An 18670-nucleotide genomic window follows, 5' to 3' on the forward strand; every position below is an offset into this window, starting at 1 on the left:
CCAAATACCAATACAAGTATTGCCATAGTAGCCCCTAAAGGCTTTTTGAAAGTACTTTTTCTTATTAAAAATATCTATCAGACGGTTTTATTGCATAAACTAACGTTAAATACAAATTACTGGGCGTTTTTTTTGAACTATCATCATTAAAATCAATTTTATGTGATTTAATAATGATAGATCATACTAATAAAGTCTCGGCCATGATCAATTTTCTTACCTGATCAATCATAAGTTATATCACTAAATTCAAATTCAATAATATGAAGTCAAAATTCGATATAAATCTATTATAAATCAAACCTATAAATTATTCCCTAAGCCTTCATTTCAATATCAATAAATTGTATAATCTTTTGCTTTTAAACAACTAACCCAGCAACATCATTAAGGTTGCAGCAGGTAAATGTGGTAATAATGTTATTAGTTGATTGCTTTAGGTAGTTAACAATTATAGCTTCCTCGCTATCCGTTTGGTATTGCTTGTTAAAGGAAATTTCCGTTTCCTGAATGTTTTCAAAATCCGGATGATTGTTTTTTTGCTTAACGAGGATATTTTTGAGCGCTACGGCTTGCCTGTTTTTTACACTTACAGTATTACTTACACCAAACAATACTTCGGGCTTTGTTTCCAGGCCCAGGTTAAATATATACTGCTCCATTTCTTCAAAATCAAGGTTCTGGCAATTGATGTACAGGCAACCATCCCGTATGCCCACAACTTTGCCACTATACCTGTGCCCTTCCGAAACCGATTTTACAACTACCTGCCCACTTTCGTTTTCTTTTAAAACAAAGGGCGTTTTAATTACATTTTTACTTCCATCGGTTTTTTGATAATACAAAAAATAATTACCCAAAAAATAGCTTTTAATAACCAATATGGATGATTTGCTTAAGCCCGCTCCTACTACCGGCGCCTTTGCCAGGTTATGGCGGTATGGGCTGGTACTTTTACCGGTTTCCTTTTGCCAGGCATCCCAATTATTAAAGGGCACCTGCAAAAATACAAGCAAGGCGTTTACCTTAATATATTTTGCTTCGCCACCGTTCCAATAGCTTTGCAGGGTTTTACCGCTTACCCAGTTATAAACCCGGTATTCGCCCATATTGCCCAGGTACTTTATAAAATCATAAATATTTTGGCAGCGCAATGCTTCCAGTTGATTGCTGATCTGTTGGCGGCCGATGATCAGCCCCATTTCAACAAGGTCGGGATTGGCCTGCACTTCTTTGCTTATTTGTTTATTTATTACACGCGCAACCAGGTTAAACTGGGTTCGTGTAAAGTTTTCCCAATCATTTTGCTTGCCTTTTATCTTTAATACTGCTAAAACTTGCGGATGTTCAACTATTGCCTTTTGTATTTTTCGGGATAGATGCATAAAACAGATACTTTTTAATAAAGTAAACCTACTATAAAGACACTTTTTTTAGTGTTTTTGATAAATCAATAATCAATATCGGCTACACTAAGTATTAAAATTAATTAATAACGATATGGAATTTTGCCTCAAATACCGGTTGTATTTATGACTTAAAATTAGACTTAATTTTGACCAAATACAAACTACTGTAAATCAATAATTAAAATTTATCTGAAAAAAATATTTTGACTTATATTTTTCCTCATTTGACTTGATGATATTTATAGAACGAACGGGCAATTGCCCATTTTTTTAATTATTTATTCAATAATCTCCTAAAACCACACTATGAAACAACCCATACGCTTATTATTTGCTGTTTTAACCTTGTGGCTTTGCTTAACGGCCCCACCTTTTGCATTGGCACAGGACCATACCGTTAAAGGTATTGTAAAAGATGGACTGGGACAAACCATTGTAGGCGCATCTGTTTTTATAAAGGGTACCAAACAGGGAACTGTTACCAATGCCGAAGGCATGTTTTCTATCCAGGTTGATGGCAGCAATAAACAATTAATAATATCCTATATAGGTTTTAAAACCTATACCGCGGATGTTGGTAGTAAAACCCTGCTTAACATAGTGATGGAAGAAACCAAAAGCCAGCTAAACGACGTAATTGTGGTTGGTTACGGTACGCAAAAAAAATCCAGCCTTACATCGGCTATCAGTTCCATCAGCAATAAAGATTTTAAAGACCAGCCTGTATCAAATCTTGCTCAGAGCATTGAGGGTAAAGTACCCGGAATTTTGGTAACTACCCCTTCTGGTACGCCGGGTGCAGGTTTATTGGTAAGCGTTCGCGGTGCCAGCAACCCCTTATATGTAGTTGATGGTATCCCTATGATCAGTGAAAGCAATTCTTCACTTTCAACATCCTATACCACAGACGGCACGGTAGTGGGCCAGGGCCAAAACGTTAGCTCCATAGCTGATATTAACCCCGATGATATCGAATCTATTCAAATATTAAAAGATGCTTCGGCAGCGGCCATTTATGGAGCCAGGGCGGCTAACGGCGTTGTGCTGATAACCACCAAACATGGTAAAAACGGCAAAACCGAATTTAGCTTTGATAGTTACACCGGAGTTCAGCATGTGGCGCATACCATCCCGTTTTTAGATAGCAAAGGCTTTGTTGCACTGGAAGAAGATGCCCGCAAACAGGATTTAAAACTTTACCAGGCAGATCCCTCCCAGTTTCCTGATGGATTTAACTCCGCTGTTTTAACTAACCCGCTGCCCGATAACTGGAAAACCAAAGTAAATACCAACTGGCTCGATCAGATCCTGAGAACAGCTCCTATAAATTCTATTCAACTATCGGCTCGCGGTGGCAGCGAAAAAACAAAGTTCTTCATCTCTGGTAACTACTTTGATCAGCAGGGCATTGTGATCGAAAATTATTATAAAAGGGCATCTTTCCGTTTCAACCTTGATAATAAAGTAAGTGATAGGGTTACCATCGGTACAAATTCATCCTTTACCTATGGTAAAAACAGGCGTAGTTTCAATGATGATACCTATACAGGTATTGTAACCAATGCCTTAGGCGCTTCGCCCTTAATGCCGGTTTATAATGCCGATGGCAGCTATGCTGATTATACCCAGTATGAAGCCAGTTGGTTAAGTGATAACCCGGTAAAATCAGCAAAAGAAATCCAGGCATTCACTACCAACTATCGTTTTCTGGGGAGTGTTTTTACTGACATCGAAGTGCTTAAAAACCTCAAATTCCGTGCATCGTTCAGCACCGATTATACCAGCCTTAATGACGACCAGTTTTTTGATGCCATTACTTCAGATGCCTCGGCAGTGGGCGGTAAAGCGATAAAAGGTAATTATTCAAACACCACATTGGTTAACGAGAATACTTTAACCTATCAAAACACTTTTGCCGAAAAGCATAGCCTGAACCTTTTAGGCGGCTTTACAGCACAATCAACCCGAACCGAAAGTTCATCCATCAACGCGCAAGGTTTTCCCGAAGGTACAGGGCTTACCAACATCTCCAGTGCATCAACCGTTACCGGGGCAACTGATTTGCATTCGGGCTGGGGATTGCTTTCGTTCCTGTTCAGGGCCAATTATGCTTATGATGAAAAATACCTGTTTTCGGCAAGCGCCCGCTATGATGGTTCATCAAGGTTTGATCCTAATAAACGCTGGGGGTTGTTCCCGGCAGTTTCTGCAGGTTGGGTAATTAGCAAAGAAAAATTCCTGAGCGACTCCAAATGGCTTACCAACCTTAAGCTAAGGTTTAGCTACGGACTGAGCGGCGACCAGGAGATAGGCGATTTTCAATACCAGAGTTATTACCAGCCATCGCGCTATGATGGTGTATCCGGCTTAAAACCACGCAACATAGGCAACCCCGATTTAACCTGGCAACGCAACAAAATGATCAACGCCGGTTTGGATTTTGAATTATTTGGCGGTAAAATAGGCGGCTCATTAGAAGCTTACAAAGGCAACCGTACCGAACTGTTAAGCGAGGCTCCCCTCCCGGCTACATCCGGCTTTGCCACCCGGACCATAAACGCGGGTAATATTCAAAATAGTGGTATTGAATTTTCTGTGAATGCTTACTCCGTAAAAACCGCAAACTTTACCTGGACAACGGCCTTTAACGTAAGCTTTATAAAAAGTAAGATTATTGCCTTATCCTCAGATAACCAATTACTTTCTGCTTACAGCGATTTATTCCCAACGCATATCTTAAAAGTTGGCGAGGCTGTAGGCTCATTTTATGGCTATAAATATTTAGGCGTCGATCCGCAAACAGGTAGTCCTAAATTCAGCGATGACCAGCAGGTATTGGGTAAGGCCACGCCTGATTATTTTGGCGGCTGGAGCAACAGTTTTAGGTACAATGATTTTGATCTTAATATTTCAACCCAATTTAGTGTTGGCAACAAAGTATATAACTTAATCCGGTCAACCTATCAAACCCTTGGCTGGAGCGATGGCGGTTATGACGACCAAAACCTTTACCAGGTATACGCCAACAACGCCACTATTGTAAACAAACGCTGGGAAAAACCGGGCGACATAACCGATATCCCAAGAGCATCTATGGTATTCCAGAATTACGTACAAAACTCATCGCAGTTTATTGAAAATGCCTCTTTTTTAAGAATAAGAACGGTAAACCTTGGGTACACTATCAAACCTAAAAACAGCAAAGTATTTTCATCCTTACGGGTATATGTTGAAGCGCAAAACCTTTACACATTTACCAAATATTATGGTTTTGATCCCGAAGTTAGCTCAAATGGAGGCAGTTCGCCAAGTACTGCCGGGGTTGATTATGCCGCCTATCCGCAGGCACGTACAGTATTATTGGGTGTAAACTTTAAATTTTAAATCTACTATTATGCGAAAATATATAACACTTGTACTTCTCCTGGTTACCATCATCCAAACTTCGTGCAAAAAAGTATTGGATGTTACTTCGCCAAATGAAGTAGCCGATGGTACCGTATTTAAAAATGTAGCAGGTTTGCGCAGTGCCCGTATTGGCATGTACAGTACATTGCAAAGCAAAAATTACTATGGAGGCTATTACCCGCTGCTGGCAGAATGCTATTCAGACAACGGCACAACCGGCGGTTATGATGTAATTGACCTTACAGATATCGCTAATAAAGCGGTTTCGCCAAGTAATATTTATACATCAGCCATTTATATCCAGATATATAATTCCATTTACGCGGCCAACAAGATCATCGAAAACGCCGACAAAGCTCCCGGCACAGATGCTACAGAGCTATCAAACATCAAAGGCGAAGCTTACTTTGTTCGCAGCCTGGCGTCATTTGATCTTTTGCGCATGTTTGGCGAGCACTGGGATAATACATCAGCCTATGGCATTTCAATTGTTACATCAACAGCCAACCCCGCTACTCCTGTTAAACGCAGCAGCGTTGCCGATTCATACAAGCAAATAATAGCCGATGCGCAGCAGGCGGTTAAATTATTAAACACCGATAACGGGAGCAAATATGCATCACAAGCCGCTGCAAATGCATTATTGGCAAGGATTTACTTATACCAGGGGAATAAAGCCAGCGCAGCTATAACCGCTTCGCTGGTGATTAATAACAGTGCTTATGCCTTGCTCCCATCCGCAGATCTCAGCAAGATCTATACGCAAAAGAACACATCTGAAAGTGTATTTGAACTGGTTTTCGATCAGCAAAATAATAGCGCCTACAACGGTTTGACCTATGTACGTGACGACGCCTTGAGAACGGATGTGACATTTTTGGCCGCCGAAGATTTGAATACCTTTTTCACCGCCCGCCCAACCGACGATCGTGCCAGCCTGGTTGATTATGTAAACGTTGATCAAAGTATTCAACCCGACGGACGTACCGAAAAATACCGGGGCGAAACCACCAAAGACAATTCGGCCTACATTATCCGCCTGGCCGAGGTTTTCCTCATCAGGGCAGAGGCTTTGGGCAGGGTTAACGGACTGGCCGACCTGAACAACCTTCGCCAGCACCGGGGCATGGCAAATTTAACCGCCGCCAATGTACCCAACGATGCAACCTATTTAAATGCTGTTTTGGATGAACGCCGCGCCGAACTCAATTTTGAAGGCCATCGCCTTTTTGACCTCGCACGCACTAAAAAAGTAGCCGAAGTTTTAGGCGCATCAGTGAACCCTGTACTACCAATCCCCCAAAGCGAAATCAGTGCAACCGGCGGCGTGGTGGTACAAAACAAAGGATACTAATTTTAATTAGCGAGTTGGTGAATTAGTGATTTAGTGAATGAAGAATTTTTAATGTACTATGTAATTTTTGCTTAATTAAACCACAAAGCCACTAAAAAAACAAATTACCAAATTATCAACTCGCTAATCCAAAAATCAAATCACTAATTCGCCAACTCACTAATTCACTAATTAAACATGCATAGTCCATTTATTCACCTGTTAAGAAAAGCCTTTTTCTCTTCCCTTAAGGAGGATGAAATCAGCCATGAACAAATGGGTGATAGTCGCCGAAAATTTTTGCGCGATGCCGGTTTGATGGCAGGCGGGATGGCGTTGCTTCCTAATATTGCAGATGCTTTTAATTGGGGAGAGACGCCTCAGGTCAGTATAGCTATTGTTGGTGCCGGCATGGCAGGTTTAAATGCGGCTTACCAGTTAAAAAAGCGGGGTTTAAAAAGTACGGTATATGAAGCATCTGCACGTGCAGGTGGACGCATGTTTACCATTAAAGATAAATTTGGCAAAGGCATTACTACAGATCTGGGTGGCGAATTTGTAGACTCGGATCATACCGAAATCTTTCAATTGGCTAAGGAGTTAAACGTTGATTTTTATAACCTTAAGCTTGATAAGCTCGATCCTAAAACATTTTATTTTGATGGAAGGCACCTCAACGGCGAGGACCTCAAAAGGGCAATACATCCATTTGCTCGACTGATAGAAAAAGATGTAAGATCATTACCCAAACAAATTGACTACACCAAAGCTCCATCGTTTCAGCATTTGGATAATCTTTCTATATCGGAGTATATAAACAGCATTGGGATAAAGGGCTGGTTAAATAAATTATTAAACGTAGTGCTCACCATGGAGTATGGTATGGATACTTCGGAGCAATCTGCTATTAACTTTCTCATCATGTTTACCGAACCCGTAACCGGAGAAAAAGATTATGAGCTGTTTGGCGATGAGCATGAGGTATTTAAAATAAAAGGTGGCAGCCAGCATTTAAGCGATAAACTATACCAGCAGGTAAAGGAACAGGTTTTACTAACCCATAAGCTTACCGGCATAAGTGTTACTAAAACAAAAAAGTATGAGCTGAGCTTTGATCAGAAAGGCATCATAAAAAAAGTGACTGCCGATTATGTGATCATGGCCTTACCGTTCACCATGCTGCGAAAAATTAAATTTGACGTACCCATGCCTTCTGAAAAGCGAAAGAGCATCAACGAGTTGGGTTATGGTAACAGTGGTAAGTTCATCATGGGTTTAAACAACAAGCCCTGGCGCAAAGCAGGTAAAGCCGGCTATACTTTTACCGACCTTGAATTTGGCTGCGGATGGGACAGCAGCCAGATGCAATCAGATACAGAAGGCAGTTTTACGCTTTTTGGCGGCGGCCATATTATTGATACCCTTTGCAATGAAAAAAATGAGTTACTGGCAGCCCTGATAGTGCCACAATTAGATAAAGTTTACCCCGGCGCACTAAAAGACTACAACGGTAAAACCATTAAGTTTTGCTGGAGCCAATATCCATATATCATGGGCGGGTACAGCACTTTTAAAAAAGGCCAATGGAGCACTATTGCCGGTTGGGAAGCGGTGCCGGTGGGCAATATTTATTTTGCAGGCGAGCATGTAAGTCTTACCTGCCAGGGCTATATGAACGGGGCGGCCCAAACCGGCAGGATAGCTGCTGAAATGGTAGCTAAAGCCAGCAAAAGAAGCTTCAGGAATAAGCTGATAATGAAAGAAGTATAAAATTACAAACATGGACAATTCGCAGGAATTATTAGAGAGAAGAAAAAAGTGGGTACCTAATGCCATAGGGATCTTTAATCCATCAACGGCTGTAAGCGCAACCGGCGCTATTATTACCGATGCCAATGGTAATGAAATGATTGATTTTGCAGGCGGCATTGGCGTGGTAAATGCAGGCCATTGCCCCCCTCCCGTTGTTGCTGCCATTGCAGAACAGTCTGCAAAAATGATTCATTGCAGCTTTAACGTGGCCACCTATGATCTTTATCTGCAACTGGCCGAAAAGCTGGCCACCCTTTTGCCTCATGGTGAAAACACTAAGGTAATGCTTACCAATTCAGGTGCCGAGAGTGTGGAAAACGCTATAAAAATTGCCCGGCAGGCAACCGGCAGACCAGCCATTATCAGTTATGAATGCGGCTTTCACGGGCGTACCATGATGGCGATGACGCTTACATCAAAAGTGGGCTATAAATTGGGTTGTGGCCCCTTTGCCCCAGAAGTTTACCGAATCCCATTCCCTGATCATTACCGCTATGGTAACGGTTTAAATCTTGATGAGTTTTCTGATGTACACCTGCGCGAGCTGGAAATATTTTTCCATACCAACGTACCTGCAGAGCAGGTTGCTGCCATTATTATTGAACCCGTGCAAGGCGAAGGTGGCTTTAATGTTGTGCCAAAAAAATACCTACAGGGCTTACGTGAGGTTTGTGACAAGTATGGCATTATGCTGATTTTGGATGAGGTACAAAGCGGTTTCGGCCGTACCGGTAAATGGGCAGCTTATGAGCATTATGGTGTAACGCCCGATATATCAACCTGGGCAAAATCAATGGGGAGTGGCATGCCTATAGGTTGTGTAATTGGCAAGGCGCACATCATGGATAGTTGCAAACCATCAACTATTGGGGGTACCTATCCAGGCAATCCTGTTTGCTGCGCTGCCTCCTTAGCTACGCTGAAATACATGGAGGAGATAGATATCAATACGCTTGGCACAAAAGTAGGCGAAATTGTGCGCGGCCGTTTTAACAACATGAAATCAAAATTTAGCGCCATTGGCGATGTTCGCGGCCTGGGCGCTATGATGGCTTTTGAACTGGTAAAGGATAATGACCCTTTTAAACCCGATGATGTATTATGCAAAAAACTGATCAGCTATTGTGCCGATCATGGCTTGATCGTGATTAACGCTGGAATAAACGGAAACGTGGTCAGGGTGCTTAGTCCGCTTGTTATTGATGAAGCGTTATTGAACAAGGGCCTCGATATTATAGAGAATGGCTTAGCTGAGTTATCAGCTTAAGAAGAATTATGAACCAATTATAAATTGCTATATAAAATGACCGGCAAAAGGCCTGTCATCCTGAGCTTGTCGAAGGAGTGCGCAGAGGCCCTTTCTCCATGCTTCAACAGATTCAGCATAACATCCAATTATTAAACAGATCAAACATGAAACAACAATTCATCAACGGGGAATGGGTAGCGGCAATTGATAAACAGGAGATGGATTTAATTGATCCTGCTACCGAAAAGGTTATTGATAAGCTAAGTGCCGGCAATGCCGGTGATTGCCGGGCGGCTATTGATGCAGCACATAAAGCCTTTGCTTCATGGAGTAAAACAACACCCTATCAGCGGGCCGAGATCTTAAAAAAAGCCGCTAACTATCTGCGGGAGAACCTGGAGATCATAGCACGCGATATGGTAATGGAAAGCGGCAAACCCTTACCCGAAGCTAAAGGTGAATGGACTGTTGCAGCCAACTTGTTTGAGTGGTATGCGGAAGAAGGCAAGCGCAGTTACGGCCGTATCATCCCCACCAACAGGCCGGATAAACGCAGTTCGGTAATTTACCAGCCGATTGGGGTTGTAGGTATTATTACCGCCTGGAACTTCCCTGCCTATAATCCCGCAAGGGCCTGGGCAGCAGCCCTGGCGGCCGGGTGTACCGTTGTAGCCAAACCGTCGGAAGAAACACCGCTATCTGCCTTTAACCTGGTTGATGCTTTGGTAAAGGCTGGTTTACCAAACGGCGTACTCAATGTTGTTATAGGCGATGCCGCCGCCATAGGCGACGAAATGCTGAGCAATTGCCTGCTTAAAAAAATAAGCTTTACGGGTAGCACCCGGGTGGGTAAAATATTAATGGACGGTGCATCGCGCACGCATACCAAACTATCACTTGAACTTGGCGGCAATGCCCCGGTACTGATATTTGATGATGTAGATGTTGATGCTTTAGCTAAGGTGACAGCTATAGCGCGTTTCCGCAACAACGGGCAGGTTTGTACGTCGCCGCAGCGTTTTTATGTACATAAAAACATTTATGAGCAGTTTGCAGAAGCAGCTACCGCATACGTTAGCCAATTAAAAATCGGCAACGGGTTTACCGAAGGCGTGAATTTGGGCCCTCTCATCACCAAAAAACAAAGGGAAAGCGTGCTTGACCTGGTCAGCAAAGCCCAGGCAGAAAACGCGGAGATAATGACAGGCGGAAATATACCGCCTCATCTTCAACAGGGGTATTTTTTACAACCCGCCGTTATAGGCAATTTACAGCAAACATCGGTTCTGGCGCAGAATGAGATTTTTGGCCCGGTATTGCCGCTATTTGTTTTTGACGACCTGGATGATGCCATTGCCAAAGCCAACGATACCGAATATGGGCTTGCCTCCTACATATTTACCAATAATTTAAAAACATCCATTTACGCGTCTGAGCGATTGGAGTTTGGGATAGTCGGCATAAATGAATGGGCGCCCCACGGAACAGAATCACCTTTTGGCGGATGGAAATCCAGCGGCCAGGGACATGAAAGCGGCAGCGAAGGATTATATGAATATATGGAGAAGAAGTTGATAAGTACCGGAGGATTATAGCTTAACTATGATCACCTGTGAGGACACAGGCGATGATAAAATTAACAATGTCATTGCGAGGAGGAACGACGAAGCAATCGCGAACTATGCAGAGCGGACTTGCACTGTTCGCGGTTGCCACGCTGCGCTCGCAATGACACGGGGAGGCAACTAACAACAAATAAAATTATAACAAACTAAACACATGGGTTACGGGGCACTTGCATTAATTCCGCCACTGGTAGTAATTGTACTGGCTATCGCTTTAAGGGCATCCTTTGAAGCATTGCTGATAGGATGTATTGTCGGGTTTATCATTATTGGCTTTCATAACCATACCAACTTCTTTACTGATTTTATAGCCAGCTTTTACAAGGTAATGGAGGATGAAAGTACTGTATGGGTGATACTGGTGTGCGGTTTATACGGATCGCTCATTGGCCTTATGGTTAAAAGCGGGGGCGCGCTGAAATTTGGTGAGGATGCCCTAAAATATATCAAAACAAAAAAGACTGCCCTATTTGGCACATGGGCATTAGGGCTGTTTATTTTCCTGGATGATTATTTAAGCGCGCTTACCGTAGGCGTCACCATGAAAAAAATAACCGATCATTTTAAAATATCGCGCGAGTACCTGGCTTATATTGTTAACACCACATCTGCTCCCTGGTGCGTTATTGTTCCACTTTCCACATGGACAGTGTTCATTGGGTCGATATTGGAAAAATGCAAGTTTGCCGCCCAGGGACAAGGCAACCATGTATACTTGTCAATTATCCCTTATGTTACTTACGGCTGGGTATCTGTATTGCTTATTCCACTGGTAATTGTAGGAGTAATACCCATGATAGGGCGCATGAAAAAAGCCGAAATGCTATCAGCTAACCACATTATAGCGCTGCCGGTAGAGCCCGAGGAGATTACTATACAGTCATCAGGGTTTGAAACAGATAAAAAGCCGAGTTCGTTGTTTTTCATCCTGCCACTGGCGGTTACATTGGTTTGTACTTTTTTAATGAATTACGATGCCCTTAAAGGCATTATGGTTGGTGTTACATTCACCTTTGTTTATTACCTCATTATAAAGCTTGGCACCTTTCAGCAATTGAGCGAAACTGTTTTCTCGGGTTTCAACAGCATGATATATGCACTGGCATTGGTGGTCATGAGCTACATTTTGAAAGATGTAGGCGATAAAATGGGACTAACCGATTATGTGATCAACGGCGTAAAACCTTATATCAATAAAGAGCTGTTACCGGTTATAATTTTTGTATCCATATCACTTATCACCTACTCCACAGGCTCATCATGGGGAGTTTACGCGGTGGTTATACCTATAGTGATCCCGCTGGCGCATACTTTGGGTGCCAACGTTTTAATGAGCATTGGAGCCGTGGTAAGTACAGGCGTATTTGGATCAAACGCCTGCCTGTATAGCGATGCCACCATATTAACATCGCAAAGTACAGATGTAAGCAACCTCAAACATTCATTTTCGCAATTACCATACGCATTGATCGCATTTATATTTTCATCGGTTATTTATATAGTAATGGGCTACACCGTTGCTTAGTTTTTAAAGATCATGACAACAGAAAAACCCGCATATTACCAGTTAATTCCCGACGGATTGGTTGTTCAGAACACACGGGCTGAGCATGTAGAACAACTGGAAGAACTTCAAAAAATTATTTTCCCTACGCTATCAAGCGAGGAACATATCAGGGCCGTACATTATTTACGCCACCTGGAAGTTTTTCCTGAGGGACAATTTGTTATAACTGATAAAGACCATGTTATAGGTATGACCACCACCATGCGCACTAATTTTGATTTTGCCAACTATGAACATACGTTTGCCGAAACCATAGCGGGCGGCTGGCTCACCAACCACAACCCCAATGGCGACTGGCTTTATGGCCTTGATATGGGCATATTACCCGCCTACCGCGGCCGCGGCCTGGCAAGAATACTTTACCGGGCAAGACATGAAATGGCCAAATTACTGGGCTTAAAAGGGCAGCTGACCGTTGGGATGATGAGTGGCTATGGTGCCGTAAGCAGCCAAATGAGCGGAGAAACTTATTACCAGGAATTGCTTACCGGTAAACGCAAAGACCCAACACTTTCCAAACAAATGAAAATAGGCTTTGAACCCATAGCCTTAATGCCCGAACATGTGAACGACCCGGTTTGCGGCAACTATGGAGTACTGATAAAATTAGATATAAGTAAGGATGTATGAACGAAAATTTCTGAATCAGAATATCTGAACCGGATTTTTTTGAATTTGAAGAATTTCTCGAATTTGATTTGCAATTCTGTTAATTCATTAATTCTGTAAATTCTGGTTCAGACATCCCAATAAAACCAATGAAATCGTAAGACAATGAAATATATTCAATTAAAAACCGCGTTACCCGGCCCTAAAAGCCAGGAAATATTAGAGAGAAGAAAAAACGCGCTGCCAGCCGGTTTAGCCAAATCAACGGATGTAGTTGTTGAACGTGCCTCGGGCGCGTTGGTTTGGGATGTGGATGGCAACCAACTTATTGACCTGGCCGGTGGCATAGGTATGATCAACGTGGGCCATAGCGATCAAAACGTGGTAGATGCAATTAAAAAACAGGTTGATAAATATATCCATACTTGTTCGCTGGTTACCACCATGGAGCCTTATATTGAACTGGCCGAATTGTTAAATGAAGTTACCCCCGGCAATTTTAAAAAGAAAACCTTACTGGCCAATTCAGGTTCAGAAGCGGTGGAAAATGCCATCAACGTAGCCAAATATTATACCAAACGCAATTCTATTTTATGTTTTGAGGGGGCTTATCATGGTCGCACCTTGTTAACCCTTAGCCTTACCAGTAAGTATTCGTTGTTTAAAAAAGGGATGGGACCATTTGTATCTGATATATACCGCATCCCTGCTCCTAACCTGTATCGTAAAATACAAGGCATGAGCGATGAGGAATACATCCAGTATTTTATTAAACAACTGGATATCGCCTTTATATCACAGGTTGACCCGGAATCATTAGCCGCCATTATTATTGAACCTGTAATGGGCGAAGGCGGCTTTATCCCCATGCCAAAGGCTTATCTTCAAAAAATCCGTGAAGTGTGTGATCAATATGGCATCGTGATGATTGCCGATGAGATCCAATGCGGGGCAGGCCGTACAGGAAAATTCTTTGCCGTTGATCATTTTGATATAGTACCCGATGTAGTGGTTAGTGCCAAATCAATAGGTGCGGGCATGCCCATAAGCGCAACAACCGGGAGGGCCGAGATCATGGATGCGCCGCATCCGGGTGGTGTTGGTGGTACTTATGGCGGTAGTCCGGTGGCCTGTGCTGCGGCGATTGAAGCCATTAAAATCATAAAAAGTGAAAGCTTCCTGACCCGTGTAAACGAGGTTGGCGAACTGATGCTCACCACCCTCGAAAGCTGGAAGGAGAAATACCAGATCATTGGCGATGTACGCGGTTTAGGAGCCATGCGATTGGTGGAGTTTGTGAAGGATCGCGACAGTAAAGACCCAGACATGGATGTTACATTAGAGATCATCAGGGATGCGGTAAGCCATGGCTTGATCATGATCCGCGCCGGAATGTTTAGCAATTGCCTGCGTTTATTGCCGCCTATTGTAATAACTGATGAGCAATTAACAGAAGCGCTGAGCGTTTTGGAAGAGGCGATTCAAAGAGCGGATAACAAAAGAAAATAGATGAGCATCAGGCATATGAACGATGATGGATCAACAGGATTCCCCCCTTTTAAAAACGGGACTGGCAGCTTGTTGATCCATAATGCCCGGATCCTTTCATTTCACGATGGTTTTGATAACAATAGTTTCAATACTATTACTATTGAAGGCAACCGCATAAAAGCTGTAGGCAGGTTTGATGAATTGCAGCCTCTCATCCAGCCCGGCACGCAGGTAATTGACGCATTGGGCAAAACATTAATGCCGGGTTTAAATGATAGCCATATCCACCTATGGAAGGTTGGTAACCTTAAAACCTATATGCTTGATGTAAGGGGAGCCGAAAGCCTGGATCATATGCTGCAAATGCTTGATACCTATGCTCATCAGTACCCGGAAGCGGCCTGGATAACCGCCCGCGGATTTAACGAAGCGGCCTGGCCCAACGGGCAGATCCCCACCAGGGCTGATTTGGATAAGGTATTGAAAGACCGGCCCGTTTATGTAATACGTACCTGTGCGCATATTGCTGTTTGCAATTCAAAAGCGCTGGAAGTTTGTAACATTACCTCAAACACAATTGTACCCGATGGCGGTGTGGTTTATATCGGCGATGATGGTAAGCCAAACGGCATTTTCACCGAAACTGCCCTGGGCTTAATCACCAAAAACATTCCTTCTTATACAAAAGACCAACTGAAGGTGATGGTACTATCAGCACGGGAGGAGCTTTATAAATACGGTATCACCGCAGCAACAGATCCGGCGGTCGATCCACTTTTACTGGAAGCATATTACGAAATGCACCAACAGGATCAGCTGGGTTTCAGATTGAACGCTATTCCGATAATCCTCCCCGATGGAGGCGACGCCCCCTATCCTATTCCTGAACATTTTAAGTCGGACGCTTTTAACGTAAACACAGTTAAATTCTTTTCGGATGGTGGCTTAAGCGGTAAAACAGCCGCCCTTAAAAGGCATTATAAAAACTCATCAGAGCAAGGCGTGCTGCGATTAAAAAGGGATCAATACACATCACTTTCCTTACAAGCATTACAAAAAGGTTTAGGCATAGCTACACATGCCATTGGTGATGCCGCTATTGAATTTGTAATTGATGTTTATAAACATCTTCATCATAAGTTCCCGGGTATCGTTAACAGAATTGAGCACCTGGGATTACCCGAAGAGAAACATTTTCGGGATATGCAGCAATATAACATTGCCACATCCATGCAAACCATTTTTATCAGCGAATTGGGCAAAAACTTTATCAAATATCTTGATGACGATTATCTTAACCAATGTTATCCCGTAAATTCAGTTTTAAAACATAACATATTGCTGGCTCTTTCATCAGATGCGCCGGTAGTAAAAGATTTAAATCCCTTTAAAGGTATGCAAGCCTCCGTTACCCGTACAGATAATGAAGGTAACGTGATAGCCGCGCAGGAGGGCATTAGCATAGCGTCAGCGCTTAAGGCTTATACCTATAGTGCCGCTGTTGTTAGCAAAACCGATCAGATTGGTTCGTTGGAAGCAGGTAAGCTGGCCGATTTTATTATCGCTGATAAAAATCCATTAACAACGGCACCGCATGAGCTTAGCATGCTCAAGATCGAGCAAACTTTTGTTGACGGCAAATGCGTTTATAGTAACCGATCTTAAGCTTTTGGAAAGTTGTGCGGGGTTATTTTACAACAGTAACTGTAATTCCTTTTTCCTGTAATACTTTCAACATTCCCGCACTTATTCCACTATCGGTAATAATATGCTGAACCTGGTCTAAAGGGCAAATTTTCCCTAAGCCCCGTTTCCCAAACTTTGTACTATCTGCCAATACCACTACAGTTTGCGCGGCATTAATCATTTTTTGATTTAGCCTTGCCTCCATTAAATTAGTCGTGGTTAATCCAATTTCTGGGTCAATTCCATCAACACCTAAAAAAAGCATACTACATGCCATGTCCTGCAACATCACCTCGGGGTATGATCCCGTTACCGATGACGATGAAGTACGCAGTTGCCCACCCAACTGAACTACCTCCACATTGGGATGCTGCGATAACTCCATGGCTACATTTAGGGCCGAAGTAATTACTGTAAGGTGTTTGCCCGGGTTAATAGACCGTGCCAGGGCAAGCATCGTGGTGCCCGATGCAATAATGATAGAATCGTTTTGCCCTATCAATGCAGCGGCGGCTATACCTATTTGTTGCTTTTCGGGCGCGTTTAGTTTTTCTTTCTCGGCTACAGGTCTGTCATTGGTATATGGGTTGCTTTTGGTAGCGCCGCCATGTGTTCTGAATAATAATTTTTTATCCTCCAAAAGTTTCAGGTCCTTGCGGATAGTAACTTCCGAAACATTCAATTCCTTTCCCAGCTCCTGTACATTTACAAAGCCATCATTATCCAGTTTTTGAAGTATAATTTTATGCCTGTCGGTATTTTTATTCATAAACGATCAAAAGTAAATAAAAAACAAACAACAGCCAATTGAAACAAAAAATAAGTTTCATTTCATTACTTTATATTTCGATATTGTATATTTGAAACATAAACGAAATACAAAACAACAAAATGAGTATTTTCAAAAGAGATTCAATTTTAACATCTATAAAAGATAAGGATAAGTGCTGGGACGTAATTATAATAGGCGGTGGCGCAACCGGCCTTGGTGCAGCTGTTGATGCAGCCTCAAGGGGATTTTCGACATTACTCTTTGAACAGGCCGATTTTGCCAAAGGCACATCAAGCAGGGCAACCAAACTGGTACATGGCGGTGTGCGTTACCTGGCACAAGGTGATATAGGTTTAGTACGCGAAGCCCTGCATGAACGGGGTTTACTGTTGAAGAACGCCCCCCACCTGGTAAAAAACGAAAGTTTCATTATCCCTAATTACAGTTGGTTTGATGGTGTATTTTACACAATTGGCTTAACCATATATGATCTGCTGGCCGGCAAGCTTGGTTTTGGCAGGGCAAAGCATATCTCCAAAAAAGAAACACTAAACAGGCTACCCGGAATTGAAGGTAAAGGGCTGCATGGTGGTGTAGCATACCATGATGGTCAGTTTGATGATTCCCGTTTGGCTATCAACCTGGCACAAACAGCTTTAGAACAAGGCGCTACCGTTTTAAATTATTTTAAGGTTACCGGGCTGATTAAAGATGCCCATCATAAAATTGCAGGTGTTGCAGTCGCCGATACAGAAACCGGCATTGCTTACCAGTTAAAAGCCAAAACCGTTATTAATGCAACCGGAGTTTTTGTTGATGATGTACTTAAAATGGATAGGCCCGATTGTAAGCCTTTAGTAAGACCAAGCCAGGGGGTACACCTTGTTTTAGACAAATCATTTATGCCGGGAGAAGACGCGATCATGATCCCTAAAACCGAGGACGGGCGCGTGCTGTTTGTTGTTCCCTGGCATAATAAACTATTGGTTGGCACCACTGATACACCTATTGATAAACATAGCCTGGAACCGATAGCCCTTGAAGCCGAAGTTGATTTCATTATGCGCACTGCGGCTAAGTATCTTACAAAAACACCAACCCGAAAGGACGTATTGAGTGTTTTTGCCGGTTTGCGACCGCTGGCAGCCCCCCAGGATGATTCATCAAAAACAAAAGAAATCTCGCGCAGCCATAAACTTATTGTTTCCAAATCCGGCCTCATCACCATAACCGGCGGCAAGTGGACTACCTATCGTAAAATGGGCGAGGACACTATAGATAAAGCGATTGAAGTGGGTAAGTTAAAAAACAACATCTGCCACACTGCAGGCCTGCCCATTCATGGCAGCAGGCCAAACCCTGATAGGAGTAATCATTTATATGTATATGGTGCTGATATAGAGAAGGTATTGGCACTGGCAAATGAAGATACCGACTGGAAAAACCCGGTCCACCCGGATAATGAATACACTAAAGGCGAAGTTATCTGGTCTATAAGGTACGAGATGGCGCGTACCGTTGAGGATATACTGGCCCGCCGTACCCGCGTATTATTTTTAGATGCCCGCTTAGCTATGGCCATGGCCCCCGAGGTAGCACGCCTTATGGCAAGCGAACTAAACAAGGATAATAAATGGCAAGCCGAACAGGTAAGCGCCTTTAATAAAGTTGCCAAAAACTATATATTAGCCTAACCAATAAACCACCAA

General features: G+C 42.9%; 12 protein-coding genes. 10 read left to right on the plus strand and 2 right to left on the minus strand.

Annotated elements, in window-relative coordinates:
* Positions 1–362: 362 nt before the first annotated feature.
* Complete coding sequence (locus Q0R88_RS19160; RefSeq protein WP_295719246.1) at positions 363–1385, minus strand: hypothetical protein; 1023 nt, start codon at positions 1383–1385, stop codon at positions 363–365.
* A gap of 330 nt (positions 1386–1715) precedes the next feature.
* Between Q0R88_RS19160 and Q0R88_RS19165 the strand changes: the two genes are divergently transcribed.
* The 9 genes from Q0R88_RS19165 (at position 1716) to Q0R88_RS19205 (ending at position 16168) form a co-directional block, all read left to right on the plus strand.
* The gene (locus tag Q0R88_RS19165) at positions 1716–4793 is read left to right on the plus strand and encodes a TonB-dependent receptor (RefSeq protein WP_295719248.1); all 3078 of its coding nucleotides are present in this window, start codon (positions 1716–1718) and stop codon (positions 4791–4793) included.
* Between the two features lie 10 nt (positions 4794–4803).
* The gene (locus Q0R88_RS19170) at positions 4804–6171 is read left to right on the plus strand and encodes a RagB/SusD family nutrient uptake outer membrane protein (RefSeq protein WP_295719250.1); all 1368 of its coding nucleotides are present in this window, start codon (positions 4804–4806) and stop codon (positions 6169–6171) included.
* A 177-nt stretch (positions 6172–6348) separates the two neighbouring features.
* Positions 6349–7920, plus strand: coding sequence for an NAD(P)/FAD-dependent oxidoreductase (locus Q0R88_RS19175; protein ID WP_295719251.1), 1572 nt, complete (start codon positions 6349–6351; stop codon positions 7918–7920).
* Positions 7921–7930: 10 nt separating this feature from the next.
* The gene (locus Q0R88_RS19180; RefSeq protein WP_295719252.1) at positions 7931–9229 is read left to right on the plus strand and encodes an aspartate aminotransferase family protein; all 1299 of its coding nucleotides are present in this window, start codon (positions 7931–7933) and stop codon (positions 9227–9229) included.
* Between the two features lie 146 nt (positions 9230–9375).
* Positions 9376–10806, plus strand: coding sequence for an NAD-dependent succinate-semialdehyde dehydrogenase (locus tag Q0R88_RS19185; RefSeq protein WP_295719253.1), 1431 nt, complete (start codon positions 9376–9378; stop codon positions 10804–10806).
* 184 nt (positions 10807–10990) lie between these two features.
* The gene (locus tag Q0R88_RS19190) at positions 10991–12361 is read left to right on the plus strand and encodes a Na+/H+ antiporter NhaC family protein (protein ID WP_295719254.1); all 1371 of its coding nucleotides are present in this window, start codon (positions 10991–10993) and stop codon (positions 12359–12361) included.
* A 12-nt stretch (positions 12362–12373) separates the two neighbouring features.
* Positions 12374–13033, plus strand: a complete 660-nt coding sequence (locus Q0R88_RS19195) for a GNAT family N-acetyltransferase (RefSeq protein WP_295719256.1) — start codon at positions 12374–12376, stop codon at positions 13031–13033.
* A gap of 144 nt (positions 13034–13177) precedes the next feature.
* Complete coding sequence (locus tag Q0R88_RS19200) at positions 13178–14521, plus strand: aspartate aminotransferase family protein (RefSeq protein WP_295719257.1); 1344 nt, start codon at positions 13178–13180, stop codon at positions 14519–14521.
* On the plus strand, positions 14522–16168 hold the full coding sequence (locus Q0R88_RS19205) for an amidohydrolase (protein ID WP_295719259.1): 1647 nt from the start codon (positions 14522–14524) through the stop codon (positions 16166–16168).
* Between the two features lie 22 nt (positions 16169–16190).
* Here the strand turns inward: Q0R88_RS19205 and Q0R88_RS19210 are convergent, their stop codons facing one another.
* A complete protein-coding gene (locus Q0R88_RS19210) occupies positions 16191–16958 on the minus strand; it encodes a DeoR/GlpR family DNA-binding transcription regulator (protein WP_295719261.1) in 768 nt (255 codons plus the stop codon).
* Positions 16959–17080: 122 nt separating this feature from the next.
* Between Q0R88_RS19210 and Q0R88_RS19215 the strand changes: the two genes are divergently transcribed.
* On the plus strand, positions 17081–18655 hold the full coding sequence (locus Q0R88_RS19215; protein ID WP_295719263.1) for a glycerol-3-phosphate dehydrogenase/oxidase: 1575 nt from the start codon (positions 17081–17083) through the stop codon (positions 18653–18655).
* The last annotated feature ends 15 nt before the right edge of the window (positions 18656–18670 follow it).

This window comes from Mucilaginibacter sp., from assembly GCF_025362475.1.
Lineage (GTDB): Bacteria > Bacteroidota > Bacteroidia > Sphingobacteriales > Sphingobacteriaceae > Mucilaginibacter.